Raw genomic sequence first — 21,797 nt, 5'->3', positions numbered from 1 at the left:
AAAGCTGGTTCAGGCGATGGCCGGCACCGGGGCAGTGGATGCTGCGGTTGTGGCTTGCATCACCGGCTCCCCATCGCGACGGGCATCGCGACGTGACTATGAACGGGGTCGGAATCTGTCGAACCGTCAGCTTCGGCCCCCGGTAGTCACCGCGCTTCTGGCGCTGGGGGAGCCTGACGTCGAGCCCAGGGAACGGCACGTATGGCACCAGGCTGAGGAGGTGGCTGATGATGTCGAGGCGAACCCTCTTCTTGTCGTCGGTATGCGCGACATACCAAAGCGCCCAGCGGCGTCATCCGCAGGAAGTGCTCGGTCTGATCCGGAGTGCAGAAACCCATCACCCGCTCCACGCCCGCATGGTTGTTCCAGCTGCGGTCGAAGAGGACCAGCTCGCCGGCTGCGGGGAAATGCTCCAGGTAACGCTGGATGTACAGCTGGGACTTCTCGCGTTCAGTGGGAACGGCAAGTGCCGCGACTCGGAAGACCCGGGGGCTCACCTGCGCGGTGGTGCGTTGGTAGTGCCGCCCTTGCCGGCCGTGTCACGCCACGCGAACACGAGGCAGCCAGGCGTCCGGTGATGTTCTCGGCCTTCTTGCGGGACGTGAACGCGGTGAACGGGACCTCGGCGACTTCGGTGCTACGTGATCCACGTTTTCGTGCTGTTGTCATAGATCGCGTTGGTGTATGCAATCGCTGTCCAGGCGTTGTCGGGGATCGTTCCGATCGCTCGTTTGATGGCGGGGTTCACGCGGGCGGTGACGGAGACGTCGGCACCGGCTGTGAGGGCCGCACTGATTGAGGCGTGACCGTAGCAGGCAGAGTGGCGCAGAGGAGCGCGCGCGTTTTTTCGGCTCCGTGGAGCCGTTTGGTGGTGGCGAGGGCATCACGGATCAAACGGGCGGCGCCGCGCTGTGACCCGCACGCACCGCGGCGGAGCCGTTGACCGATGATGATCGGCGCTGATGATGATCGGCGCTGATGATGATCGGCACTGACACGTCAGTTTTCAGCGCGTCGAGCAACACGTTGAGGCCGCGCACGCCGGAGTACCTGTAGCCGGAGCCTTCCTTCTGGTACCCGTGGACTTCGATGATGGTGTCGTCAATGTCGAGGAAGATGTAGCCGTCGGTGTCGTGCACGAGCAGTGGGGTTTCGGGCGCGAGGCCCCGCATGAAGCGTGAGGCGACGGCGTCGAGCTGCCGGACGTGACCGAACGCGAACTCGCGCAGGAACGACCCCGACGTCGACGGCGCGTATCAGTTGGTGAAGACCTTCCGCATGCCGCCGTGATGAAGAATCGCGAGGTCGTCGATCGAGTCTGCGTCGGCGACCATCCCTCCGACCAGTGAGGTGACTTTCAAGCCGGCGTTGGCACCCTTGTCGGCGGGGACGGTCAGCCACTGATCGGCCAGGGTCGCCAGCCCCGCTCTGGCGGCCAATTTCATGATCGGGACCAACTCAGCGCACGACACAAGATTCGGGTCGGTAAATGATGCAGAAACGGTGCGGTCGGTGTGGGTAGCTTGCATCTACAAGATGCTCATCTGTTTGGTAAATTCAAACTCTAGACAAGTTCTATCTACCTGATCAGCTGGGTATTCTTGGTATATCGCGCCGTCAAAATCCCACGTCGACCCGTGGATTCAGGCTAAGAAGACCACACCGAGACGAAACGAGCCGCCGCAACTTCCGCTGGCCTCATTCGCCTTGACAAATCCCGCGAACATGGTTGGCTCGTATCAGTGCCAATTTCCGGAACATAGTCCGACCGTGAAAGGAGGTGGCTCGTGAGCCACCATGCCGTTGTCAACCCCGCCACAGGCGAAACCATCAAAACTTACGCCCAGCTTTCTGCTGATGAAATCGAGCAGGTTATCGCATCGGCGGATGAGGCCCACCGCGGCTGGTCACGCAGCTCTTCAACCAACGAGCGGGCCACACTCCTGCGCAGGGTCGGCGATTTGCATGAGGAGCGCCGTGACAAGCTGGCGGCCATGATCGTGCGCGAGATGGGCAAGCCCGTCGATCAAGCGCTCGGCGAGGTCGACTACGCCGCCGACATCTACCGGTACTACGCCGACAACGCGCAGGAATTTCTGAAGGACGAACCAATCACCCTGCTGAGCGGCGAGGGTTCCGCGTTCATGCGTTCCAAATCGCTCGGTGTGCTGATCGGTGTCATGCCGTGGAATTTCCCGTACTACCAGGTTGCGCGCTTCGCCGCACCGAACCTCATGACAGGCAACACGATCATCCTCAAGCATGCGTCGCAGTGCCCGGAGTCGTCCGCGGCGATTGAGCAAATCTTTCACGACGCAGGCTTTCCGGCTGGTGCCTATACCAATGTGTACGCGGACAGCGAGCAGGTCGCCACGATCATCGCCGACCCGCGGGTGCAGGGCGTCTCCCTCACCGGTTCGGAGGGCGCCGGCGCGGCCGTTGCCGAGGTGGCCGGTCGTCACCTCAAGAAGGTCGTGCTGGAGCTGGGCGGATCAGACCCGTTCATTCTGCTGAGCACCGACGACATGGCCGCCGCAGTGGATGCCGCCGTTGCCGGTCGCCTCCGCAATGGCGGGCAGGCCTGCGACGCCGCCAAGCGATTTATCGTGATCGATGAACTTTACGATGAGTTCACGGAGAAGTTCACCGCCGCCATCCTGGCTTGCTCTCCCAGCGACCCGACCGTCCCCGGGGCAGACTACGGACCCCTCTCGTCCCTCGACGCGGCCGAACATCTCGCGGAGCAGGTCGAGCGTGCAGTCGCACAGGGAGCGACCTTGGCGGGCACTGGCAAACGGTCTGGTAACTTCTACCCGTCTGGCGTGCTCACCGATGTCACGCGAGACAACGACACATACCACGAGGAGTTCTTCGGCCCCGTAGCGTTCGTCTACCGGGCAGGCTCAGAAGATGAAGCCATCGCCCTCGCGAACGACACTCCGTTCGGGCTCGGCTCCTACCTGTTCACGACCGATCCCGAGCAGGCACTGCGGGTTGCCGACCGCATCGAGGCCGGCATGGTCTACGTCAACCTCGTCAACGCCGGCAGCGCGGAGCTACCGTTCGGCGGAGTGAAAAGAAGCGGCTTCGGTCGCGAACTCGGACGCTACGGTGCCAGCGAATTCGTGAACAAGAAACTCATTCGTATCGGCTAGACCCATCGCAGACCCAGGCGAACGCCGTTCAGTCGCCGAGTCTGCGGCACGCGAAAACTGCTCGTGCCGCCTCGTGGTCGTCCTGGCGTTCACGCAGCGCCTAGCGACCGCCGAACCCGCGTTTTCCGTGGGCGACCGCGAGTTCGACTTTCGCTCGACCATCGTTGACGAACAGCGAGAGCAGCACGATCATGCGTCCACCTCCGTCGCCTTGTTGTGGATCTTCACAGGTTGCCACCGGTTCTCCGGGTTGAGCAGACCAGCGCCCACCAGTTCGAGCGCGGAACGGTGATCAGCCAGGTTGGTGCTGGCCCGCGGATGCCGCGGCCACGCTTGCTTACCCAGCGTGCTCGACTCAAAAACAATGGTCGGCTCGACACGTGCGGATGCCGCAGCCGGACCCGAAGCGCTGACGTCATCGTGGTCGGCCACGAACAGCATTCATCGATGCGCGCAACGTCGGGCGGATCGCCGCCTCGACCCGGTCCCAGCCCGGCCACATCGGGTCGGATACTTGACGAATTCACAAGCCACACCTATTTGATGCCGCTACGCGCGAATCCCTGCACGAAGAAGCGCTGGAACACCAGAAACAGCACCACCATGGGCACCACGTTGATAAGGGCGAACGCCATCGTTGCACCTAAATCCGACCCGAATTGGCCCTGCAAGTAGAGCAGGCCGATCGGCAGGGTGAAGAGTTCGTTCTGCTTGAGGGCGATAAGTGGCCAGGCGAAATCATTCCAGGACTGCAGCAGCGTCATGAAGAACAGCACAGCGATCAGCGGCTTTGAGAGCGGCAGAACTATACTCGTGAACACTCTAAAGTGGCTAGCCCCGTCGATGCGCGCCGCCTCGATCAGGTCGCGCGGGATGGAGAGAATGAATTGGCGTGCGAGGAACAACCCGAAAGCGCTCGCGGCCGTGGGCAGGATGACCGCCCAGTAGCTGCCGTAAAGCCCGAGGTTCGTTACGAGCCGAAACAGCGGCACCATAATCACCTGCACGGGGATCATCAACGTTGTCAGGGCGATGAGAAAAACGACGTTCGAACCGCGGAACTTGAGCTGCGACAGGGCATACCCGCCTAACAGGTTGACGAGCACCGTGAGAACTGCCACCGTGATCGAGATCGCCATGGAATTGCTAAACCATGTGGCAATCGGGAACCCTGCGAGGACGCGCTCAAAGTTTCCGACTGTCATGGTACGCGGCCAGAGACGCAGTGTGCCACCCAGCAGCTCGGACCGCGATGAGAACGCGACTACAAGCATCCAGTACAGCGGGAACAGCACAACGATGCTGATGAGGATCGCCGCAACGATGCGGGCGACGAGCCCCCGTCGCGAGCCTCTGCGCGAGCGCGGCGCCCCTAATCTTGTTGTCTTCTGCCTGCGGGTCGCCGGCGCTGGCGAGAGGGTGGATGTTGTCACGATTGTGTCCTTATTCGACCAGGTCCCGGCTGCGGCTGGTTCGCCACCGTACCGCAGTGAAGATAAAGGTTACGAGAAGAAGCACGACACCGATAGCGGCGGCGTAACCCTGGTCGCGAGTCACGAAACCCGTGTCATAGGCGTAGGTGACAAGCACGGATGTGGCATTCTGTGGGCCGCCGCCGGTCATCACGAACACGATGTCGAAGACTTGGAAGGAATAGATGACGTTCAGAATGAGCAGAAAGAATGACGACGGGCCAAGCAGGGGCACTGTCACATTCCGGAATCGGACCCAGAAACCCGCCCCATCCAGTTCGGCCGCTTCATAGAGTTCGGGGCCGATGCTCTGAAGGCCCGCCAGGTAGATGAGCATGTTGAATCCGACCCTCCACCACAACGTCACGAGAACAACAGACACGAACGCGGCGAATCCACCGGACTGCCAGTTAACGCTCGGAAGTCCGATAAATCGGATCAAATTGTCGAGGATGCCGTTGTTCTCGTTGAAAACGAGTACACCGATCAGTGCGGTGGCGACGCCCGAGATAGCCATCGGGATGATGAGAATGGAACGGAACACGCCTCGGGCGGGAAGGATCGAGTTGAATAGCACGGCTGCGCCGAGGCCAAGGACCATCGACAGAGGCGTCACGATGATTGTGAACAGCAGGGTGTTCGCCGTGGATCTCCAAAAGAGCGGATCGCCAAGAAGGCGCTCATAATTGGCGACACCGACGTATTCACCGACCCCGAACCCGTTGGTCTCCTGAAAGCTGATCACCACGGTCCACACGAGCGGGACGAGCACGAATAGGCAAAGCAGCAGCATGTTCGGGGTCAGAAACAGCCACCCCGCGAGTGCCTCGCGCACGGTTTTACCATTACGACGCCCCGGGCGCCTTGGAAGCGTAAGCGACGGCGCGACGGTGCCCGCGACCCGGTCCTGCTCGACGGCGACTTTTGTCACGAATTGCCCGTGGTTTGGGCGATCCCTTCTGCGATTGATTTCAGAGTGTCTGCGGTACTTGTCGAACCGGCGAAGGCCGATTCCAGGTTGTCCTGGAGTACGGTGATGATTCTCGACATGTCGGGGGACGCCACCTGGCTTGAGTCCTTGGCGCGCACCGTTGAAGCCTGGCTGAGGAAGATGGGGGCGAGCTCGGGACGTACATCGAAAGCGATGCCCGATTCGCTGAGATCCTTACGGGTCGGCAGGAGTGAGGCGGTCTCGCAGAAGTCGCGCATTTGCGTGCCGCCCGTGACGAAGTCAAGGAAGGCTGCGGCGAGCTCCGGGTTGGCGGTGCCCGCAGTGGCGACGAGCGCATTCCCCCCGAAGTCGCCCCCACCGCGCTTGCCACGTGGCGCGAACGTCGCGCCCCACTCGAAGTCGAGTGTGTTCGTGGCATCCGGGATAGCGAACGCACCGGACCAAACCATCGCCGAGGTCTGCGAGTACCAGGTGTCGCTCGCGAACGTGGCCGACTTGATGGTGTTGTTCGGCGGGACGAAGTTCTTCGTGAAAAAGCTTGACGAGAATTCCAGGGCAGCCAACCCTGCGGCCGAGTCGATCGCAGGGTCGGTGAGGTTCGTGTCCAGGAACCGGCCGTCCGCCTGGAAGAGCAGGCTAAGCCAGCGGGTGACGCCATTACCCTGCCAGTTGTAGGCCATGGGGTAGGCCTCTGCGGGTTGGGCGGCACGCAGGGTCGCGGCGACCTCGGACAGCTCGTCCCACGTCCAGGCGCTGTCGAGAGAGGTGGGAACCGACGTGATCCCGGCCAGTTCCAGAATGGCTTTGTTGTACAGGATCACTGAGGTATCGGTGTGGTGAGGCACCCCGAACGGCTTATCGTTACCCTGCACGGCCGCCCAGGCCGCGTCGGTGAAGCGATCGGAAAATCCGGATTCCAGGTACGGGCTCAAGTCCAAAAGCTGGTCCCGACCGGCGTAACTGCCAAACGTGTAATACGGCACGCGGAAGATGTCCGGCGGATTCCCCGCCTGCAGCTGGGCATCAATGTTGGTGAACATCTGTCCGTAGGGAACCGAGTTCAGCTCGATCTTCGTTCCCGCGTTAGCCTCCTCGAACGACGCGATGGCACGAGCGAAACTTGCGAGCTCCGCGTCTGTTCCCCACGTAGTGAATGTCAACGTTTTTGACCCCGTGGCCGTAGAGGTTGACTGCTGCGGCGCGAAACCGCATCCTGACAGGAGCAGGGGTAGTGACACCGCTCCGGAGCCGATCAAGAAATGACGTCTGCTAAAATCCATTCAGGGATCCTTCAGCTGGGTCTGGGAGATTCAGATTTCAGTAGTTACGTACACTGATTCCACTGGCACATTATCACGACCCTGGCTGCCGCCAACTGCCGTCTGTCGCCGTCGGAATGTGCAAAAGGAATTGACTCACACCGGGCGCAAGACCCGCGCTCGGCTCATCGCTGCCGCGACGACCCTCCTTGTCAACGTCGGGCGTGATGGAGTGTCCACGCGTGCCGTCAGCCGCGCGGCCGGTGTGCAGCCACCCGCCATATAGCGGATCGCGGCCAGGTCAAACCATTCCCGCTTCTGTGGCGGCAGCAACCACTCTCGCCGGTCCTCTCCACCGCGCAGCCAAAGCCGGGATTCTCGACGTTTCCGACCTTCCAGGTATCCCATCGCACTCGTGAAGCGGTACTCGCATCTGTCCTGAACGACGCCGGACCGACAGTCGGGTCCGCTGCGGTCACTGCTGCTGTGCGGCTTCGAGCGTCTTTAGCCGACACAACCGTGCTCACCGCGACCGAGAGACAGCTTTTGGGAGACTGGCTCGACCGTGAGGACTCGCGCCGCACGGCCGACGAGCACGGCTGCTTAGCCTAAGTCCACCGGCTGGCTTGTGAGGGAATTCTGATATCGGTTTTGTGGGGGGCTTTGAGAGTTTCAGGCGCGGATGCGGTCCGGGTCTCGCGGCCCGGGGTGTTCCGCTGGTGTTCCTGTTGATGCCGGTGTCCGCTGCTTGGTCAGGTGGGGTCGGGTTGTCGCGGTCGAAAGTTCTGGTCGAACAGGGCCGTCCTGGGTTTCTCCGAGGGCCAGTGCTCGGGCAGGTGCGCCAAGGAACTGCTCTAAGGTCGGCATTCACGAGCGCTATCGTGGCGTGAGTGCGGTGGGTTGTGTCGGCGGCGACGGTGTCGACGGTGCTGGTGGTGAAGAAGGCATGGAATCGATGGGTGTCGAACAGGGTCGCCCGGGGTGGCCCTCAGGTCAACGGACGGGCGGTATCGACGTAGTCGAGCGTGTGAGACTGATGGCAGGGTCTCGGGCACTCCGCCTCGAAAAAGAACAGGAATCGCACATGGAATATCGCTCACTCGGCAACAGCGGCGCGGTCGTTTCGACCTACGCCCTCGGCACCATGACTTTCGGCGCGGAGGCCGATCAGGAGATGGCACACACACTTCTGGACACATATGTAGAGGCAGGCGGCAACTTCGTCGACACCGCGGATGTCTACAGCTCCGGGGTCTCGGAGGAAATGATCGGGTCCTGGCTGGCTTCGCACCCGACCGAGCGTGAGCAGATCGTTCTCGCGACCAAGGGCAGGTTTCCGATGGGCACCGGCCCCAACGATCGGGGAACCAGCCGCCGGCATCTGAACCGGGCACTTGACGATTCGCTGCGCCGGCTGGGCACGGATCACGTCGACCTATATCAACTGCACGCCTGGGACGCGTTGACGCCGCTGGAGGAGACCCTGCGCTTTCTCGACGACGCCATCCGGAGCGGGAAAATCGGCTACTACGGCTTCTCCAACTTTCTGGGTTGGCAGCTGACGAAGGCCGTGTACGTGGCGCGGGCGCTCGGTTTCACGCCGCCGGTCACCCTGCAACCGCAGTACAGCCTCCTCGTGCGCGAAATCGAATCGGAGATCGTGCCGGCCGCACTCGACGCGGGCCTGGGGCTTCTCCCTTGGTCGCCCCTCGGCGGAGGCTGGTTGTCGGGTAAGTACCGGCGCGACACGGACCCCACCGGAGCAACGCGCCTCGGTGAGGATCCCGCGCGTGGGATGGAAGCCTGGGGTCCGCGCAACAAGCAGGAACGCACCTGGCGTATCATCGACGCCGTCGCTGAGGTTGCAGCCGAGATCGGTGCCACGAGCGCGCAGGTGTCCCTTGCCTGGCTTGAGGTGCAACCGGCGGTGACCTCGGTCATCCTCGGGGCGCGGAGTGTGAAGCAGCTCGCGGAAAACCTGTCCGCGGCCGACGTGCAACTGAGCCCAGAGCACCTGGAACTGTTAGGCGCACTCAGTTCACCGGTCGTTTCCGACTATCCCTACGGTGAGGCGGCGGTCGCGCAGCGCTTGCGCGTGGTCGGTTTTTAGGCCCGGTGCTCGAGCCGGACCGGTCGCCGCCACGACCTTGCCCATCGCACCCGACGGCATGCCGGTGCACTTCTCGAACGGCCAGGTGCCCTCCGTGCCGTCGATCTGTCCCTGTCTTCATACCCACGGGGTATTCACCACGGAAGACATAAGCGACATCCTGTTCTGAGACCAGAAAGCGAAAACCCCGAAGGAGAAATCATGACCGTCATCAGTTCGAACACCGACACCGAGGCGCTGACGCTCACCTTCGTGGCGGATTTCGACGCGAGCCCGGAGCGGGTGTGGCAGCTCTGGGAGGACCCGCGTCAGCTCGAGCGCTGGTGGGGCCCGCCGACCTGGCCGGCCACCTTCGAGCGGCACGACTTCGTGCCCGGCGGCCGGTCGAACTACTTTATGACCGGCCCGGACGGCGAGAAGGGGCCCGGCTGGTGGGTGACCACGCTGATCCAGCCGCCGCGCCGGTTGGAATTCGAGGACGGCTTCGCCGACGAGAACGGTGACCCGATTCTCGAGATGGGCTCGGTGCGGGCCGTGCTGACTCTGGAGGAGGCCGACGGTCGTACCCGCATGACCACAGTGTCGACGTTTGCGAGCCTCGAGCAAATGCAACAGATTTCCGAGCTGGGTATGGAAGAGGGTATGCGCCAGGCCATGGGGCAGATCGACAGGCTTCTCGCTGAAGACGACAGCGCCTGACCGGAGCGCCGTCGCCGGCGGTCGCGCCCCGCTCAGTGCACGAGCGCCTTGAGTGCGATCAGTGCCAAGCCCATGCCCGCCGTTCCCGCCGCGGTGGCGAGCTTCGCGCGTGAACCGGCCTGCCGTTGCCGGGCAGCCCACCAACCCAGCACCGCGAGGGTGACCACAGCAGCCCACAGTGAAAGGTCTACGGCCGCATCTATCGACCACCCGAGGAGTGCGGCGAGGATCAGGCCGGCTACCGGCACGATGAGCGCCCATAACAGCCCGGCTGAGCGTTGCAGCGCCTCACGGACCGCCTCCCGCCAGCTCAGGTCCCGATTGCCGACGATCTCGGCGTACACATGCGCGCCCCAGAACACCAGGACGGTTCCCACGGTACGGGCGATGAGGGCCGGCAGGCCGGGGTTGTACAGGGAGAACGCGGAAATGAGACCCGCGGTCAGCACAGTGCCGTAGACGGCCTCCGCGTTCATGGCCCGCGACACCCACGGGAAGCGCCGCAACCGGGCATCCAGGTCGAACCCCGAAGGCTTCATCGCCACCGCCGTTTCCGCATTGGCGACTCGCTGCCGCCGCGGTCAGCATAGTCGGGCGAGCTGCGTGTGACCCTACATCAGCAACCACGCCGCGCCAGCATCGTTGGGCGGTCGCGGTCGCGGTCGCGGTCGCGTTCTCGGGCATGCGTCGGGCGGAGAAGTTGCCCTCCCCGGAGAAGACCGTACGGCAGGCGGACCGCGACGAGCCTGCGCCGTTCTGACTCGGGATCCGCGATTTCGCGTGCACGTGTTACACGGCGTTGCCGGCGAACCAGTCCAGAACGGCAGGAGTCGCATGGCGAGCGCGTGGCCCAACTCCGTGTCGACACGAGTGCCCCAAGGCCACGACCTCCGCCCGGTTGCTGGCTCCCGAGCACACGGCCAGCCGCCCCGAATATGCGGATGCCTTGCTGGACGACGTACTGGCCGGTCAGACCTCGGGCTCCCGGGCGACCACGCCTGAGACTTCGACGAGCTGGCGGCGACCATCGGCACCCTCATCGGGAGCGACGTCACCTTCCGCAACCTCACCCCGGCCGCGCACGCGGACATGCTGACGGGATTCGGACTCGACGCGGGCCTGGTGGGCTTTGTTGTGGGGCTCGACACCGATATCCGTGACGGCCTGCTCGGTGAGACCACCGGTGACCTCGCGTGCCTCACCGGCAAGCCGCCGACCCCGCTCGCCGCGGGTTTGGCTCGTGCGTCGTGAGGTGGTTGCTCGAGGCGAAGAACGGGGCCTCGGTGACCGACGCTCGATCGGCATCGGCATCGGCAGGCGTCTGGCCAGCCCCGAGGGGGCGACGAGCAGGTGGAAGCCTTTGCGGGCAAGGATTGGCACAACCTCAGCCTGCCGGCCAAGGTGGAGGGCCAACGAAGAAACCCCAGTTCTGCGACTGGGGCTTCTTCATTGCGACCTCTGCAGAACTCGGGCTAGTGGCTCAGTGCCGGTTCCTCGAACTGGTTCATCGTGTTGTTGGTGCCGCCGGCCTTCAGGGCGGCCTCGCCGGCGAAGTACTCCTTGTGGTTGTCACCGATGTCGGAGCCGGACATGTTCTGGTGCTTGACCGTGGCGATCCCCTCACGGATCTCTCGACGCTGCACACCCTTGACGTAGGCGAGCATGCCCTGGTCGGCGAAGTAGCCTTTGGCCAGGTCATCGGTGGACAGCGCGGCCGTGTGGTAGGTCGGCAAAGTGATGAGGTGGTGGAAGATGCCGGCCTCGGCCGAGCCGTCGCGCTGGAAGGTGCGGATGCTCTCGTCGGCGATTTGAGCGAGCTCGGTCTCGTCGTAGGCGACGCTCATCAGCTTCGCGCGGTCGTAGGCCGACACGTCCCTGCCCTCGGCGAGCAGGTTGTCGTACGCCTGCTGACGGAAGTTGAGCGTCCAGTTGAACGACGGGCTGTTGTTGTAGACCAACTTGGCGTTCGGGATGACCTTGCGAACCTCGTTCATCATTCCGGCGATCTGGGCGACGTGCGGCTTCTCCGTCTCAATCCAGAGCAGGTCCGCACCGTTCTGCAGCGAGGTAATGCTGTCGAGAACGCAACGGGCCTCACCGGTTCCCTGACGGAACTGGAACAGGTTGCTTGCCAGGCGCTTGGGGCGCAGCAGCTTGCCGTCGCGCTTGATGACAACATCCCCGTTACCCAACTCGGCCTCGGTGATCTCGTCGACGTCGAGGAAGGAGTTGTACTGGTCGCCCAGGTCCCCGGGCTGGTAGGTCACGGCGAGCTTCTGCGTCAGGCCGGCACCGAGCGAGTCGGTGCGCGAGACGATGATGCCGTTGTCGATGCCGAGCTCGAGGAACGCGTACCGCACGGCGTTGATCTTCGCGATGAAGTCCTCGTGGGGAACGGTGACCTTGCCGTCCTGGTGGCCGCACTGCTTCTCGTCCGAGACCTGATTCTCGATCTGGATGGCGCAGGCGCCTGCCTCGATCATCTTCTTGGCCAGAAGGTACGTCGCCTCGGGGTTACCGAAACCGGCGTCGATGTCCGCGATGATCGGCACGACGTGGGTCTCGTAGTTGTCGATCTGTTCCTGGATGTCCGCGGCCTTGGCGTCGTTGCCGGCGGTACGGGCCCCGTCCAGGGCGGTGAATAGCAGGTCCAGCTCGCGGGCGTCGGCCTGGCGGAGGAAGGTGTAGAGCTCCTCGACCAGCGCGGGAACGGCCGTCTTCTCGTGCATGGACTGGTCGGGCAGCGGGCCGAAGTCGCTTCGCAGAGCAGCGACCATCCAGCCGGACAGGTACAGGTAGCGCTTGTTCGTGGTCTTCAGGTGCTTCTTGATCGAGATCATCTTCTGCTGGCCGATGAAGCCGTGCCAGACTCCGAGGGACTGTGTGTAGACGGAGGAGTCCGCGTCGTACTCCGCCATGTCCTTGCGCATGATGTCGGCGGTGTACTGGGCGATTTCGAGGCCGGTCTTGAAGCGGTTCTGTGCACGCATGCGGGCGACCGACTCAGGGTTGATCGCGTCCCAGCTGCTTCCGGCCGCGTTCTTGAGAGCTTCGACAGCCTGGGTGTCGTCTTGATAGATGGTCATGTGCATTCCTTCGACGTTGAATTGTGCAGAGCGTTGGACGGCTTCCGGCGGCCCGTTATCGGCTGCTAATTGAAGACTGCTGCAATAACAAGCGGTCTTCTTCACGATTCCCGGCAGAACTTTTGGGATTCTTCTTCGTTTGAGAAGAATTCCCTGAGCGAGCCGGATCGTGACCGGGAATATGCCGAGATCGACGACCCAGGTGGGATCGGAGGGGAGGCCACCCCGGTGGATCCCTCCCCGCGCGACTAGGGTGTTGCGCGGAAGAAAGCTTTGACCGGAGGACCAGCTGAGCCCTGACCGTGGCTGGGGTGTTCCTCGCGGGAAAGGCACGGCGGCAGAACCGCACCAATCAAAGGAAATCACTATGAACAGCACACCTTCAGTAATCGTTTTCGACGTCAACGAAACCCTCTCCGATATGTCCCCGCTGAGCGCCCGGTTCGTGGAGATCGGAGCCCCGGCCCACCTGGCCCGGGTCTGGTTCGCCTCGCTGCTGCGGGACGGCTTCGCCCTCGCCGCCGCGGGAGGAACCGCGCAATTCTCCATGATCGGATCCGAGATCCTGCGCGGGGTCCTCCGCGACGTCGACCTGACCCGTAGCCTCGACGACTCGGTGCGCCACGTGATGGACGGCTTCGAGACGTTGTGCCTGCATCCGGACATTGCCGACGGCATCCGTGATCTGAAAAGTGCAGGGTTGCGCCTGGTGACCTTCTCCAACGGATCCGCGCAGGTGGCCGAGTCCCTCCTGACCCGCGCGGGTCTCCGAGGGGAGTTCGAGGCTCTGCTCACGGTGGAGGACGCCCCGGCCTGGAAGCCGGTTCGGGCCGCCTACGACTACGCCGCGGATGTCTGCGGAGTGAAGCCGGGCGACCTGCTCCTGGTGGCCGTGCACCCCTGGGACATCCACGGGGCCGCGCAGGCAGGCCTCCGCACTGCGTGGCTGAACCGCGCCGATGAGATCTACCCCAGCTTCTTCGCGGCACCGGACCACACCATCACCGCCCTCGGCGAACTGGCCACCCAGCTCGCCCGCGACTCGCACCCCGCCCATCGCCCCTAACGAATTCGACGGAGATTTTGGCTCTGGAGCCCGGTTTGTGGCCCACACAGGTCGAAAATCGGAAAATCTCCGTCGAATTCGTTCGGGCGGGCCGTGGTCTGGGGGCAAGGGCTGTCGGGAAAGAGACCGAGGCCGATGGTGGCGCTCTGGATACCCTAGGGGGTATACTGATACTTTCAGTGAATCGAGAAGGAGTCAGCTATGTGCAGCCCCATTCGTTGTAACCGTTGCGGCAAGATCACCTGGACCGGTTGCGGTGAGCACGTCGACAGCGTCATGGCCGACATCCCGCCCGCTCAGCGCTGCACCTGCAACTAGGCATGAAGAACCTCGTCGCAGCACTCGTCCTGGCCGGTGCCGCCCTGTTCGGCCTCACCGCGTGCTCCGCTCCGGTCGCCCCGGCGGCTGAGTCCGCCATGGCGGCCGGCACCGTCGTGATCGACGTGCGCACCCCCGGGGAGTACGCCGCCGGTCACCTCGAAGACGCGCTGAACATCGATGTGCAGTCATCCGACTTCGACAGCCAGGTTGCGGCGTTGCCGACCGACGGCGACTACGTCGTGTACTGCCGCTCGGGCAGCCGTTCGGCCGCCGCGGCGGCCCGTCTGGCCGATCTCGGGTTCACCTCGGTGACGGATGCCGGCGCCATGTCTGCCGCCACCGTCTCCACCGGTCTCCCGATCGTCACGACCCCGTAGTGCCCGCAACACCGGCACCACCCACAACACCGCGAAGGGCACCCACGAGCGTGGGTGCCCTTCGCGGTGTTGCCGGTGCTTAGCCGCCGAAAGCGACGAGGTGCTTTCGAAAGCGGCCAGCAGTCGCTCGTAGACCTTCAGCACGTCGGGGGCGGTGACGCCCTCGACCGCGATGGTCAGATCGGCGATGTCGGTCTCCTCGACCGCGCGTCCGGCCTCCATAGCGGTGTCCACGCTGACCGAGCCCTCGGCGAGGAGAGTGTCGTAGAGGTCCTGGGTGTCGTCGGTCAGGAACTCGTCGGCCTCCAGTCCGACGGTCGGGTCGGTGAGCTCATACCGCTCCAGGAGGGTGCACACGGCATCCAGGTGCTTGGATTCCGACTTGGCGATGCGGGTAGAGAGCGCCGGGTCGTACTGGGCGTCGAATGCGGCGTACAGGTCGTACGCGAGCTTCTCTTCTCCGCTCATCGCCGCGAGCTCTGACTTCTGGTCCTCGGTCAGCGTGCCCATGACCATGCCGCTCGGGTTCGACTGGCCGGCCTGGGGGGCGTCGCCGGGAGTCGGTAAGGCGGAGAGGCCGGTCAGGCAGACGCCTTGTCGGCGGCCTGGCGTGCCGCGATGCTGGCGTGCACCTCGTCCATGTCGAGGCTCCGCACGGCGGTGATGACCTCTTCCAGTGAGGAGGCGTTCAGGGCGCCGGGCTGGGAGAACACCAGCACTTTATCGCGGAAGGCCATCAGCGTCGGGATCGAACGGATGCCCGCGGCGGCGGCCAGGCTCTGCTCGGCCTCGGTGTCGACCTTGGCGAACACGATGTCGGGGTGCTTCTCGGACGCGGCGGTGAAGGTGGGCGCGAACATGCGGCACGGGCCGCACCAGGCCGCCCAGAAGTCCACCAGCACGATGGAGTTGTCGGTGATGGTCTGGTCGAAGGTTTTCTCGGTGGTGTCAATGGTTGCCATGACTCCAGAATATACCCCATGGGGTATTTTGGTCAAGCGTCGGGCGACGCCCGGAGCGGCCCGACAGGTTGCTTTTCAGATACCCCTGGGGGTATCGTATCCAATGTGCGATCCGATCGCACGCACAACGCAGGCAAGACGTCAGCACGACGCACGCAAGACTTGGAGGACTTCGAACCATGGACGTTATCGTTATCGAAACCCCGCAGCTGGGAGACCGCAGCTACCTGGTGCACGACGGCGCGGTCGCGCTGGTCATCGACCCGCAGCGCGACACCGACCGGGTGGAGAGCGCGGCACGCGAGGCCGGAGTCACCATCACCCACGTCGCCGAGACCCACCTGCACAACGACTACGTGACCGGCGGCTTCGCGCTCGCCCGGGTGCACGGCGCGAAGTACCTGGTCAACGCCGCCGACTCCGTCACTTTCGAGCGGGAGCCGGTCACCGACGGCCAGGTCTTCCCAGTCGGCGGCCTGACCGTCACCGTGGTGGCCACGCCGGGGCACACCCACACCCACGTGTCCTACATTGTCAGCGACGGCAGCGAAGAGGCGGTCTTCTCCGGCGGCAGCCTGCTGTTCGGCTCGGTCGGACGCACCGACCTGGTAGCCACGACCGACACGGTCGCGCTCACCCACGACCAGTATGCCTCGGTGCGCCGGCTCGTGCACAAGGCCGAGCATGACGCCGCGCTCTTCCCGACCCACGGGTTCGGCTCCTTCTGCTCCAGCGGCCCGGCCACCGGCGCCGGAGCATCCACCATCGGCGAACAGCTCACGGCGAACCACGCCCTGACCGACTCCGATGAGGAGCACTTCGTGCGCGACCTGATCACCAACCTCACCGCCTACCCCTCCTACTACGCGCACATGGCCCCCGCGAATACGCAGGGTCCCGGCGCGCCGAACCTGCAGGTGCCCGAGTCCCTCGACGCCGTCGAGCTCACCCGGCGCCTGGCCGAGGGGGAGTGGGTCGTCGACCTGCGCAACCGGGTCGCGTTCTCGAGTAACCACCTGCAGGGTGCCGTGAGCTTCGAATACGGCAACGGCTCGAACTTCACCACCTACCTGGGCTGGGTTCTGCCCTGGAAGGAGCAGCTCACCCTGGTCGGCGACCGCGCAGACGTCGAGGACGCCATCCGTGACCTGTCGCGCATCGGCATCGACTCGCCGGATGCCGCCATCGGCACCGAGCCGCACGCCCTGGCCCCGGATGCCCCGGTCGCCACCTACCCGCGTGTGGGCTGGGTCGGGATGCTGCAGGGCCGCGCCGAACAGGATGTCCTCCTGGACACCCGTCGCGCCGACGAGTTCGCCAATTCCCACCTGCTCGGTGCGGTGAATGTTCCGCTGCACGAGTTGCTCTCCCGGATGGAGGAGATCCCGGCCGGCACAATCTGGGTGCACTGCGGTTCCGGCTACCGTGCCGGGGTCGCCGCCAGCCTTCTGCAGCGCGCCGGCCGTGAGGTCGTGCACGTCGACGGGAACTTCGACGAGGCCACGGCTGCCGGACTCACCCTGGCCGAGCTGACCGTCTAACCCCATGCCGGGAAAGCGAACGGCGATCCACCCGGCCGAGAAGCGCAGTCCCGGCTCGTGGACCGTCCCTGGAAGATGCTGCCGATCGGTGTGCTCTTCGGTTCTGGCCTCGACACTGTCGTCTCGATCAGTCTCTCCGTTTTCTCCCGGGTACTCACGCCGGGCCGGTCCTGGTACGCGGCCCTGGTGCTCCCCATCGTCTTCTGGGAGCGGTCCTGTTCGGCGTCGTCGCGCTGACCGGAGTCCTCCTGGTTCTGTGGGCACCATTCCGCCCCAATCTGTCCCTGGAAAGGCACTCATAATGGAACTCACCCCGCAGCAGGTCTTCAGCCGCCTGGCCGAGGCGCAGATCATCGATGTTCGGGAAACCCCCGAGCTTCTCGACGGCATGATCGCCGGAGCCCGGCACATTCCGCTCAGCACGATTCCAGAGAACACCGCCGCTCTGGACCCGAAGCGACCCGTGATCCTGGGCTGTCGCAGCGGGAGTCGCAGCGCCAGCGCCGCCGATTACGTGGCTGCCGCGGGATTCGACGCGCATACGATGACGGGCGGAATGCTCGAGTGGACTGCTGAGCGGCTGCCCACTGTTCTGCCTCAGCGCCCGTGATCATCGCGGCCCTCGTCCTCGGGCTCATCGTCGGGTCCCTGCTGGGCCTGGTCGGCGGGGGCGGGGCGATCATCGCCGTGCCGGCCCTCGTCTACGGGGTCGGGCTGCCGTTGGAGGAGGCGATCCCCACCTCCCTGATCGTTGTCGGAGCGGCCTCCGCCGTCGCCGTGCTCCCGCGGCTGCGTCGCGGCGTCAACTGGCGGCTGGCCACCATCGTCGGGTCGGCCGGGGTGGCGACCGCCTACCTGGGCACCATGGTCAACCGGCTGCTCGACCCGGGAGTTCTGTTGCTGATTTTCGCCGTGATCATGGTGATCGCCGGCATCCGCATGTTCATGCCGCCCCGACCTGGCGGCGGCCCCTGTGCGCTCCCGGGCGGGGAGATCAGGTGGCGCAGCTGCCTGCCCCGCGCGCTCGCCACCGGCGCGGTGGTCGGTTTCCTGACCGGGCTGCTCGGAGTCGGTGGAGGCTTCCTCATCGTGCCCGCGCTTACCCTCGTGCTCGGCCTGCCCATGAGCGTGACCGTGGGAACCTCGCTGGTCATCATCGTCATCAACTCGTTGGCCGGGTTCACCGCGCACCTGGGTGACGTGCAGATCGACTGGGCCGTGACCGGTGCGTTCGCCGTGACGGCCATGGCTGCGTCGCTGATCGCCGGCCGGCTCGCCCGCGGACTGTCCGACACTGTGCTGAAACGCGGATTCGCCGTTCTGGTTCTGATCGTCGCGGTCTATGTGGCCGTGCAGGCCGTGGTGGCGCTTGTCGACTAGGACAGCGCTAGGAACAGCTTCTCGAGTTCCTCCACGCGGAGGGGCTTCTTGTCAACGGTGTCGCCCTGGTCGGGGAGACACTCCTTCATCGCGGAGGTGATGATCGTGAAGCCGGCGCGGTCGATGGCGCTGGAGACGGCGGCGAGCTGGGTGACGACCGCCCGGCAGTCGGTGCCTGCTTCGACGGCGGCGATCACCGCGACGAGTTGCCCCTGGGCGCGCTTGAGCCGGCTCATGGTCTTGCGCAGATCATCTGGCCTTGTCGGGTCTGACTACATGTGTATAAAATACCCCGTGGGGTATCAACCCTCTTGACAATCGAGGAATCAGCCACACCATGAGAATCTCTAGAACGTTCACCGACCTCCGCATCTGGCCGCGCCGAAGACGGATGGTCGCAGCCGGCATCGCGGCGGCGGCGTTAACCGCGCTGACACTCGCCTCGGGCTCCGTTGCCGTGGCCGGCGGATCACTGATGTTCCCCGGTGCCGTCTGGGCCTATGCGGTCACGGTCGTCGGGGCCGGGCTGATCGGCCTGGTCGTCGCCAGCTACTTCGATGCCCCGATCGGCGGGGAAGCCACCCGGTGTGACGTGCGCTGGCCCGTGCTCGGCCTGATCGCGGTTTATCTCACCACCGAACTGCGGGAGGCCGTTCCACTTATCGCGGCCGCCGTTCGCCCGGTCGTCGCCGTCGCCGCGATCGCGCTGCTGGCGTGGGCGCTGCTCGAGCGTCTGGGCATCGAGCACCGTGCCGTCGACGATCGGAGTGTAAACGGTGAGGACGGCGAGGTCTGCACGACCTGCAAGCCGCTGTTCCCGGCGACGCGGAGCCGCTGACACCGTCAGGGCGCCAGAGGGTCGAGCCGACCGGCAACCACAGGAAGTCAAACCCCCAACAGTCGCACCGACGCTCCACTGCCCGGAAGACCGTGGTGCTCAGGAGGTCACGTTCCTGCGCGCTGAGACCGCCGAGTTCCGGTCTGCTCCCGACGGAGGTCTCCAACGGCCGATGATGTTTTGGCTGGTCTCCCCGTTCCAGATCACCGGGTACACCGCTACATGGATTCCGCGACCACGGCCAGCACGTTGGCGGCCGGGTCCGTGAACCAGGCGATTTGGGCCCGGTCTTCCTCGTCGCGCATGATGCCCTTCTCGTCGTTGGGCGGCATGTCGGCCAGATCCGCATCGCCGTAGATCTTCGTGGTCACGCCGCGGGCGTTGAGCTCGTCGACCGTCTTCTCGACGTCGTCGGTCATGAAGTTGAGAACGGTGAAGGACGCCGGCACATGATCGGGCTTGACGTAAATGAACAGCTGCGCGCCGTTGCCGAGCCGAACCTCGAGGTTGCCCATCATGCCCTCCGTGACGGAGAGACCGAGGGTCTCACCGTAGAAGCGTTTTGCCTTGTCGATGTCGTCAACGGAGAACGAACTGAAGGCCTCGGAACTGGTGAACATGTCAATCTCCTTCGTCAGGAACCATGTGGTTCGCCGACGACGATTGCACTCTGCACCAGAGTTGGATAGCCCCCGGCAGGGTAGCGGATCGCGGATACCCCGTGCCCTGCCGAGGCAGGTGCCTAGTAGCTGCGCGGCTGGCGCGGCGGGCGCTCGGTGCGGCCCTCGCGACGGACCGGTCCGCCGCCGTCGGCACGGATTTCGATGAGCTTGCCGCTGATGCGGGTGTTCTCCAGTCGGCCCAGCACGTCGCCCGGCATGTCGGCCGGCAGCTCGACGAGCGAGTATTCCGGGTTGATCTGGATGTGACCGAAGTCTTCGCGGCTCAGGCCACCCTCGTTGGCGAGAGCGCCGACGATCTGGCGCGGTTCCACCTTGTGGCGCTTGCCGACCTCGATGCGGTACGAGGCCATCGCGCGGTTGTTGTCGCGGGGGCGGCGTTCCACCCGCTCCACGCGTTCGCCGCGCTCTGCGCGTTCGTCACGGCGGTCGCCGCGACCGGCGTCGGCGCGGGCGCGCTCTGCCCGGTCGCCGCGGTCGGCACGCTCGGGGCGCTGCGCGCGGGCATCCGCCTGGGTGAGCAGCAGGGGAGTCTCTCCCTGGGCGACGACCGCCAGGGCCGCCGCGACATCCGCTTCGGGCACGTCGTGGTGTGCGACGTAGTGACCGATGATGTCGCGGAAGGCGCCGATCCGTTCGGACTGGCCGAGGGCCTCGGTGATGGCGTCGTCGAAGCGTGCCAGGCGGGTGACATTGACGTCTTCGAAGCTGGGCAGCTGCATCTGCGTCAGCGGCTGGCGGGTCGCCCGCTCGATGGCGTTGAGCAGGTGTCGCTCGCGCGGCGTGACGAAGCTGATCGCTGCGCCGCTGCGGCCGGCTCGGCCGGTGCGGCCGATGCGGTGCACGTACGACTCGGTGTCGATCGGGATGTCGTAGTTGACGACGTGGCTGATGCGGTCGACGTCGAGGCCGCGCGCGGCGACATCCGTTGCGACCAGGATGTCCAGCTTGCCGGACTTGAGCTGGTTGACGGTGCGCTCGCGCTGCACTTGGGCCACATCGCCGTTGATGGCAGCGGCGGAGTAGCCGCGCGCGCGCAGCTTCTCGGCGAGCAGTTCGGTCTCGTTCTTGGTGCGGGTGAAGACGATCATGCCCTCGAAGTTCTCCACTTCGAGGATGCGGGTGAGCGCGTCGACCTTCTGCGGGTACGACACCATCAGGTAGCGCTGGGTCGTGTTCGCGGAGGTCGTGGTCTTGTTCTTGATCGTGATCTCTTCAGGGTCGTTCAGGTACTTCTTCGAAATCCGCCTGATCTGCGGCGGCATGGTCGCCGAGAACAGGGCGACCTGCTTGTCGTTCGGGGTGTCGGCGAGGATCGTCTCGACGTCCTCGGCGAAGCCCATCTTGAGCATCTCATCGGCCTCGTCGAGCACCAGGTACTTCAGCTGCGACAGGTCGAGCGTGCCCTTTTCGAGGTGGTCCATGATGCGGCCGGGCGTACCGACGACGATGTGCACCCCACGACGCAGCGCGGAGAGCTGCACGCCATAGCCCTGGCCGCCGTAGACGGGGAGCACGTGCACGCCGCGCATATGACCGGCGTACTTCTCGAATGCCTCACAGACCTGTAGGGCAAGCTCACGGGTCGGGGAGAGCACGAGTGCCTGCGGGGTCTTCTGCGCCAGGTCGAGGCGCGAAAGAATCGGCAGCGCGAACGCGGCAGTCTTGCCGGTTCCGGTCTGGGCGAGGCCGACGACGTCGCGCCCGGCGAGAAGCGGGGGGATGGTGGCGGCCTGAATGGCGGAGGGAGTTTCGTACCCGACGTCCTTGAGCGCCTTGAGCATCGAATCATTGAGCCCAAGGTCGGCGAAGGTTTTCGTGTCGCGGGCAGTATCTGCCTCGCTCTGCGTGGGGGTCGTGTCAGGGGTGTGCATACTACAACGGTAATCCATCGGAGAG

The 21,797-nt window shown here is 64.7% G+C and carries 22 protein-coding genes and 3 pseudogenes; 11 read left to right on the top strand and 14 right to left on the bottom strand.

The window, feature by feature from the left end; translation table 11 throughout:
* Window positions 1-146: 146 nt before the first annotated feature.
* Both CXY79_RS16520 and CXY79_RS16515 read right to left on the bottom strand, forming a co-directional pair.
* Window positions 147-497 (bottom strand): hypothetical protein, encoded by a 351-nt coding sequence (locus CXY79_RS16520; RefSeq protein WP_233191441.1) that lies wholly within the window; start codon window positions 495-497, stop codon window positions 147-149.
* Window positions 498-564: 67 nt separating this feature from the next.
* A pseudogene (locus tag CXY79_RS16515) lies at window positions 565-1,529 on the bottom strand (IS1380 family transposase); the annotation flags it as partial.
* 258 nt (window positions 1,530-1,787) lie between these two features.
* On the opposite strand from CXY79_RS16515, the gene CXY79_RS11645 reads away from it, so the two are divergent.
* Window positions 1,788-3,155, top strand: coding sequence for an NAD-dependent succinate-semialdehyde dehydrogenase (locus CXY79_RS11645; protein ID WP_104101534.1), 1,368 nt, complete (start codon window positions 1,788-1,790; stop codon window positions 3,153-3,155).
* Window positions 3,156-3,344: 189 nt separating this feature from the next.
* Here the strand turns inward: CXY79_RS11645 and CXY79_RS11640 are convergent, their stop codons facing one another.
* The 5 genes and pseudogenes from CXY79_RS11640 to CXY79_RS16965 all read right to left on the bottom strand — a co-directional run.
* Window positions 3,345-3,596 (bottom strand): hypothetical protein, encoded by a 252-nt coding sequence (locus CXY79_RS11640; RefSeq protein ID WP_104101531.1) that lies wholly within the window; start codon window positions 3,594-3,596, stop codon window positions 3,345-3,347.
* A 95-nt stretch (window positions 3,597-3,691) separates the two neighbouring features.
* Window positions 3,692-4,588, bottom strand: coding sequence for a carbohydrate ABC transporter permease (locus CXY79_RS11635; protein WP_233191440.1), 897 nt, complete (start codon window positions 4,586-4,588; stop codon window positions 3,692-3,694).
* A 10-nt stretch (window positions 4,589-4,598) separates the two neighbouring features.
* Window positions 4,599-5,558, bottom strand: coding sequence for a carbohydrate ABC transporter permease (locus CXY79_RS11630; RefSeq protein ID WP_233191439.1), 960 nt, complete (start codon window positions 5,556-5,558; stop codon window positions 4,599-4,601).
* Window positions 5,555-6,859, bottom strand: a complete 1,305-nt coding sequence (locus tag CXY79_RS11625; RefSeq protein ID WP_104101529.1) for a sugar ABC transporter substrate-binding protein — start codon at window positions 6,857-6,859, stop codon at window positions 5,555-5,557. Before CXY79_RS11625 ends, CXY79_RS11630 begins: the two co-directional genes overlap by 4 nt.
* Before the next feature lie 809 nt (window positions 6,860-7,668).
* Window positions 7,669-7,817: pseudogene (locus CXY79_RS16965) on the bottom strand (IS1380 family transposase); the annotation flags it as partial.
* A gap of 105 nt (window positions 7,818-7,922) precedes the next feature.
* On the opposite strand from CXY79_RS16965, the gene CXY79_RS11610 reads away from it, so the two are divergent.
* Window positions 7,923-8,948, top strand: coding sequence for an aldo/keto reductase (locus CXY79_RS11610; RefSeq protein ID WP_104101524.1), 1,026 nt, complete (start codon window positions 7,923-7,925; stop codon window positions 8,946-8,948).
* Window positions 8,949-9,149: 201 nt separating this feature from the next.
* The gene (locus tag CXY79_RS11605) at window positions 9,150-9,647 is read left to right on the top strand and encodes an SRPBCC domain-containing protein (protein WP_104101521.1); all 498 of its coding nucleotides are present in this window, start codon (window positions 9,150-9,152) and stop codon (window positions 9,645-9,647) included.
* 32 nt (window positions 9,648-9,679) lie between these two features.
* On the opposite strand, the gene CXY79_RS11600 is transcribed toward CXY79_RS11605, so the two are convergent.
* Window positions 9,680-10,186 (bottom strand): hypothetical protein, encoded by a 507-nt coding sequence (locus CXY79_RS11600; RefSeq protein ID WP_104101519.1) that lies wholly within the window; start codon window positions 10,184-10,186, stop codon window positions 9,680-9,682.
* Between the two features lie 550 nt (window positions 10,187-10,736).
* Here CXY79_RS11600 and CXY79_RS16020 point away from each other — a divergent pair.
* On the top strand, window positions 10,737-10,898 hold the full coding sequence (locus CXY79_RS16020; protein WP_158250278.1) for a hypothetical protein: 162 nt from the start codon (window positions 10,737-10,739) through the stop codon (window positions 10,896-10,898).
* A 221-nt stretch (window positions 10,899-11,119) separates the two neighbouring features.
* Here the strand turns inward: CXY79_RS16020 and CXY79_RS11595 are convergent, their stop codons facing one another.
* On the bottom strand, window positions 11,120-12,733 hold the full coding sequence (locus CXY79_RS11595; protein ID WP_104101516.1) for an isocitrate lyase: 1,614 nt from the start codon (window positions 12,731-12,733) through the stop codon (window positions 11,120-11,122).
* Between the two features lie 367 nt (window positions 12,734-13,100).
* On the opposite strand from CXY79_RS11595, the gene CXY79_RS11590 reads away from it, so the two are divergent.
* Window positions 13,101-13,799 carry a haloacid dehalogenase type II gene (locus tag CXY79_RS11590; protein WP_104101513.1) on the top strand — a complete coding sequence of 233 codons (699 nt, stop codon included), beginning with the start codon at window positions 13,101-13,103 and terminating at the stop codon, window positions 13,797-13,799.
* 320 nt (window positions 13,800-14,119) lie between these two features.
* A complete protein-coding gene (locus tag CXY79_RS11585; RefSeq protein ID WP_104101511.1) occupies window positions 14,120-14,497 on the top strand; it encodes a rhodanese-like domain-containing protein in 378 nt (125 codons plus the stop codon).
* Window positions 14,498-14,671: 174 nt separating this feature from the next.
* Here CXY79_RS11585 and CXY79_RS16960 read toward each other — a convergent pair.
* Window positions 14,672-14,965 (bottom strand): annotated as a pseudogene (locus tag CXY79_RS16960) (DUF2202 domain-containing protein); the annotation flags it as partial.
* 113 nt (window positions 14,966-15,078) lie between these two features.
* A complete protein-coding gene (trxA, locus tag CXY79_RS11575; RefSeq protein WP_104101506.1) occupies window positions 15,079-15,459 on the bottom strand; it encodes a thioredoxin in 381 nt (126 codons plus the stop codon).
* A gap of 179 nt (window positions 15,460-15,638) precedes the next feature.
* Here trxA and CXY79_RS11570 point away from each other — a divergent pair, with 179 nt between their 5' ends.
* From CXY79_RS11570 to CXY79_RS11555, 4 genes are all read left to right on the top strand, one after another.
* Entirely contained in the window at window positions 15,639-17,000 is a 1,362-nt protein-coding gene (locus CXY79_RS11570) for a rhodanese-like domain-containing protein (RefSeq protein ID WP_104101503.1), read from the top strand.
* 57 nt (window positions 17,001-17,057) lie between these two features.
* A complete protein-coding gene (locus CXY79_RS11565; protein ID WP_104101501.1) occupies window positions 17,058-17,237 on the top strand; it encodes a hypothetical protein in 180 nt (59 codons plus the stop codon).
* 64 nt (window positions 17,238-17,301) lie between these two features.
* Complete coding sequence (locus CXY79_RS11560) at window positions 17,302-17,610, top strand: rhodanese-like domain-containing protein (RefSeq protein WP_104101498.1); 309 nt, start codon at window positions 17,302-17,304, stop codon at window positions 17,608-17,610.
* Window positions 17,607-18,380 carry a sulfite exporter TauE/SafE family protein gene (locus CXY79_RS11555; RefSeq protein WP_369827977.1) on the top strand — a complete coding sequence of 258 codons (774 nt, stop codon included), beginning with the start codon at window positions 17,607-17,609 and terminating at the stop codon, window positions 18,378-18,380. Before CXY79_RS11560 ends, CXY79_RS11555 begins: the two co-directional genes overlap by 4 nt.
* Here the strand turns inward: CXY79_RS11555 and CXY79_RS11550 are convergent.
* A complete protein-coding gene (locus CXY79_RS11550) occupies window positions 18,377-18,616 on the bottom strand; it encodes a metal-sensitive transcriptional regulator (RefSeq protein WP_104101496.1) in 240 nt (79 codons plus the stop codon). The genes CXY79_RS11555 and CXY79_RS11550 overlap by 4 nt on opposite strands.
* Window positions 18,617-18,717: 101 nt before the next feature.
* On the opposite strand from CXY79_RS11550, the gene CXY79_RS11545 reads away from it, so the two are divergent.
* Entirely contained in the window at window positions 18,718-19,218 is a 501-nt protein-coding gene (locus CXY79_RS11545) for a hypothetical protein (protein WP_134342389.1), read from the top strand.
* Window positions 19,219-19,436: 218 nt separating this feature from the next.
* Here the strand turns inward: CXY79_RS11545 and CXY79_RS11540 are convergent, their stop codons facing one another.
* Both CXY79_RS11540 and CXY79_RS11535 read right to left on the bottom strand, forming a co-directional pair.
* Window positions 19,437-19,838, bottom strand: a complete 402-nt coding sequence (locus CXY79_RS11540; RefSeq protein WP_104101492.1) for a VOC family protein — start codon at window positions 19,836-19,838, stop codon at window positions 19,437-19,439.
* A 122-nt stretch (window positions 19,839-19,960) separates the two neighbouring features.
* Entirely contained in the window at window positions 19,961-21,772 is a 1,812-nt protein-coding gene (locus CXY79_RS11535; RefSeq protein WP_104101489.1) for a DEAD/DEAH box helicase, read from the bottom strand.
* Window positions 21,773-21,797 lie beyond the last annotated feature (25 nt).

The organism is Cryobacterium sp. M96, from assembly GCF_002929845.1.
GTDB lineage: Bacteria > Actinomycetota > Actinomycetes > Actinomycetales > Microbacteriaceae > Cryobacterium > Cryobacterium sandaracinum.
This window is presented reverse-complemented; position numbering and strand designations above follow the sequence as displayed.

Bases quoted from the DNA above. Each gene is read 5' to 3' on its own strand.
- CXY79_RS11640 (WP_104101531.1), bottom strand. From the start codon at position 3,596: ATGCTGTTCGTGGCCGACCACGATGACGTCAGCGCTTCGGGTCCGGCT.
- CXY79_RS11625 (WP_104101529.1), bottom strand. From the start codon at position 6,859: ATGGATTTTAGCAGACGTCATTTCTTGATCGGCTCCGGAGCGGTGTCA.
- CXY79_RS11610 (WP_104101524.1), top strand. From the start codon at position 7,923: ATGGAATATCGCTCACTCGGCAACAGCGGCGCGGTCGTTTCGACCTAC.
- CXY79_RS11605 (WP_104101521.1), top strand. From the start codon at position 9,150: ATGACCGTCATCAGTTCGAACACCGACACCGAGGCGCTGACGCTCACC.
- CXY79_RS11600 (WP_104101519.1), bottom strand. From the start codon at position 10,186: ATGAAGCCTTCGGGGTTCGACCTGGATGCCCGGTTGCGGCGCTTCCCG.
- CXY79_RS16020 (WP_158250278.1), top strand. From the start codon at position 10,737: ATGCTGACGGGATTCGGACTCGACGCGGGCCTGGTGGGCTTTGTTGTG.
- CXY79_RS11595 (WP_104101516.1), bottom strand. From the start codon at position 12,733: ATGACCATCTATCAAGACGACACCCAGGCTGTCGAAGCTCTCAAGAAC.
- CXY79_RS11590 (WP_104101513.1), top strand. From the start codon at position 13,101: ATGAACAGCACACCTTCAGTAATCGTTTTCGACGTCAACGAAACCCTC.
- CXY79_RS11585 (WP_104101511.1), top strand. From the start codon at position 14,120: ATGAAGAACCTCGTCGCAGCACTCGTCCTGGCCGGTGCCGCCCTGTTC.
- trxA (WP_104101506.1), bottom strand. From the start codon at position 15,459: ATGGCAACCATTGACACCACCGAGAAAACCTTCGACCAGACCATCACC.
- CXY79_RS11570 (WP_104101503.1), top strand. From the start codon at position 15,639: ATGGACGTTATCGTTATCGAAACCCCGCAGCTGGGAGACCGCAGCTAC.
- CXY79_RS11560 (WP_104101498.1), top strand. From the start codon at position 17,302: ATGGAACTCACCCCGCAGCAGGTCTTCAGCCGCCTGGCCGAGGCGCAG.
- CXY79_RS11550 (WP_104101496.1), bottom strand. From the start codon at position 18,616: ATGAGCCGGCTCAAGCGCGCCCAGGGGCAACTCGTCGCGGTGATCGCC.
- CXY79_RS11545 (WP_134342389.1), top strand. From the start codon at position 18,718: ATGAGAATCTCTAGAACGTTCACCGACCTCCGCATCTGGCCGCGCCGA.
- CXY79_RS11540 (WP_104101492.1), bottom strand. From the start codon at position 19,838: ATGTTCACCAGTTCCGAGGCCTTCAGTTCGTTCTCCGTTGACGACATC.
- CXY79_RS11535 (WP_104101489.1), bottom strand. From the start codon at position 21,772: ATGCACACCCCTGACACGACCCCCACGCAGAGCGAGGCAGATACTGCC.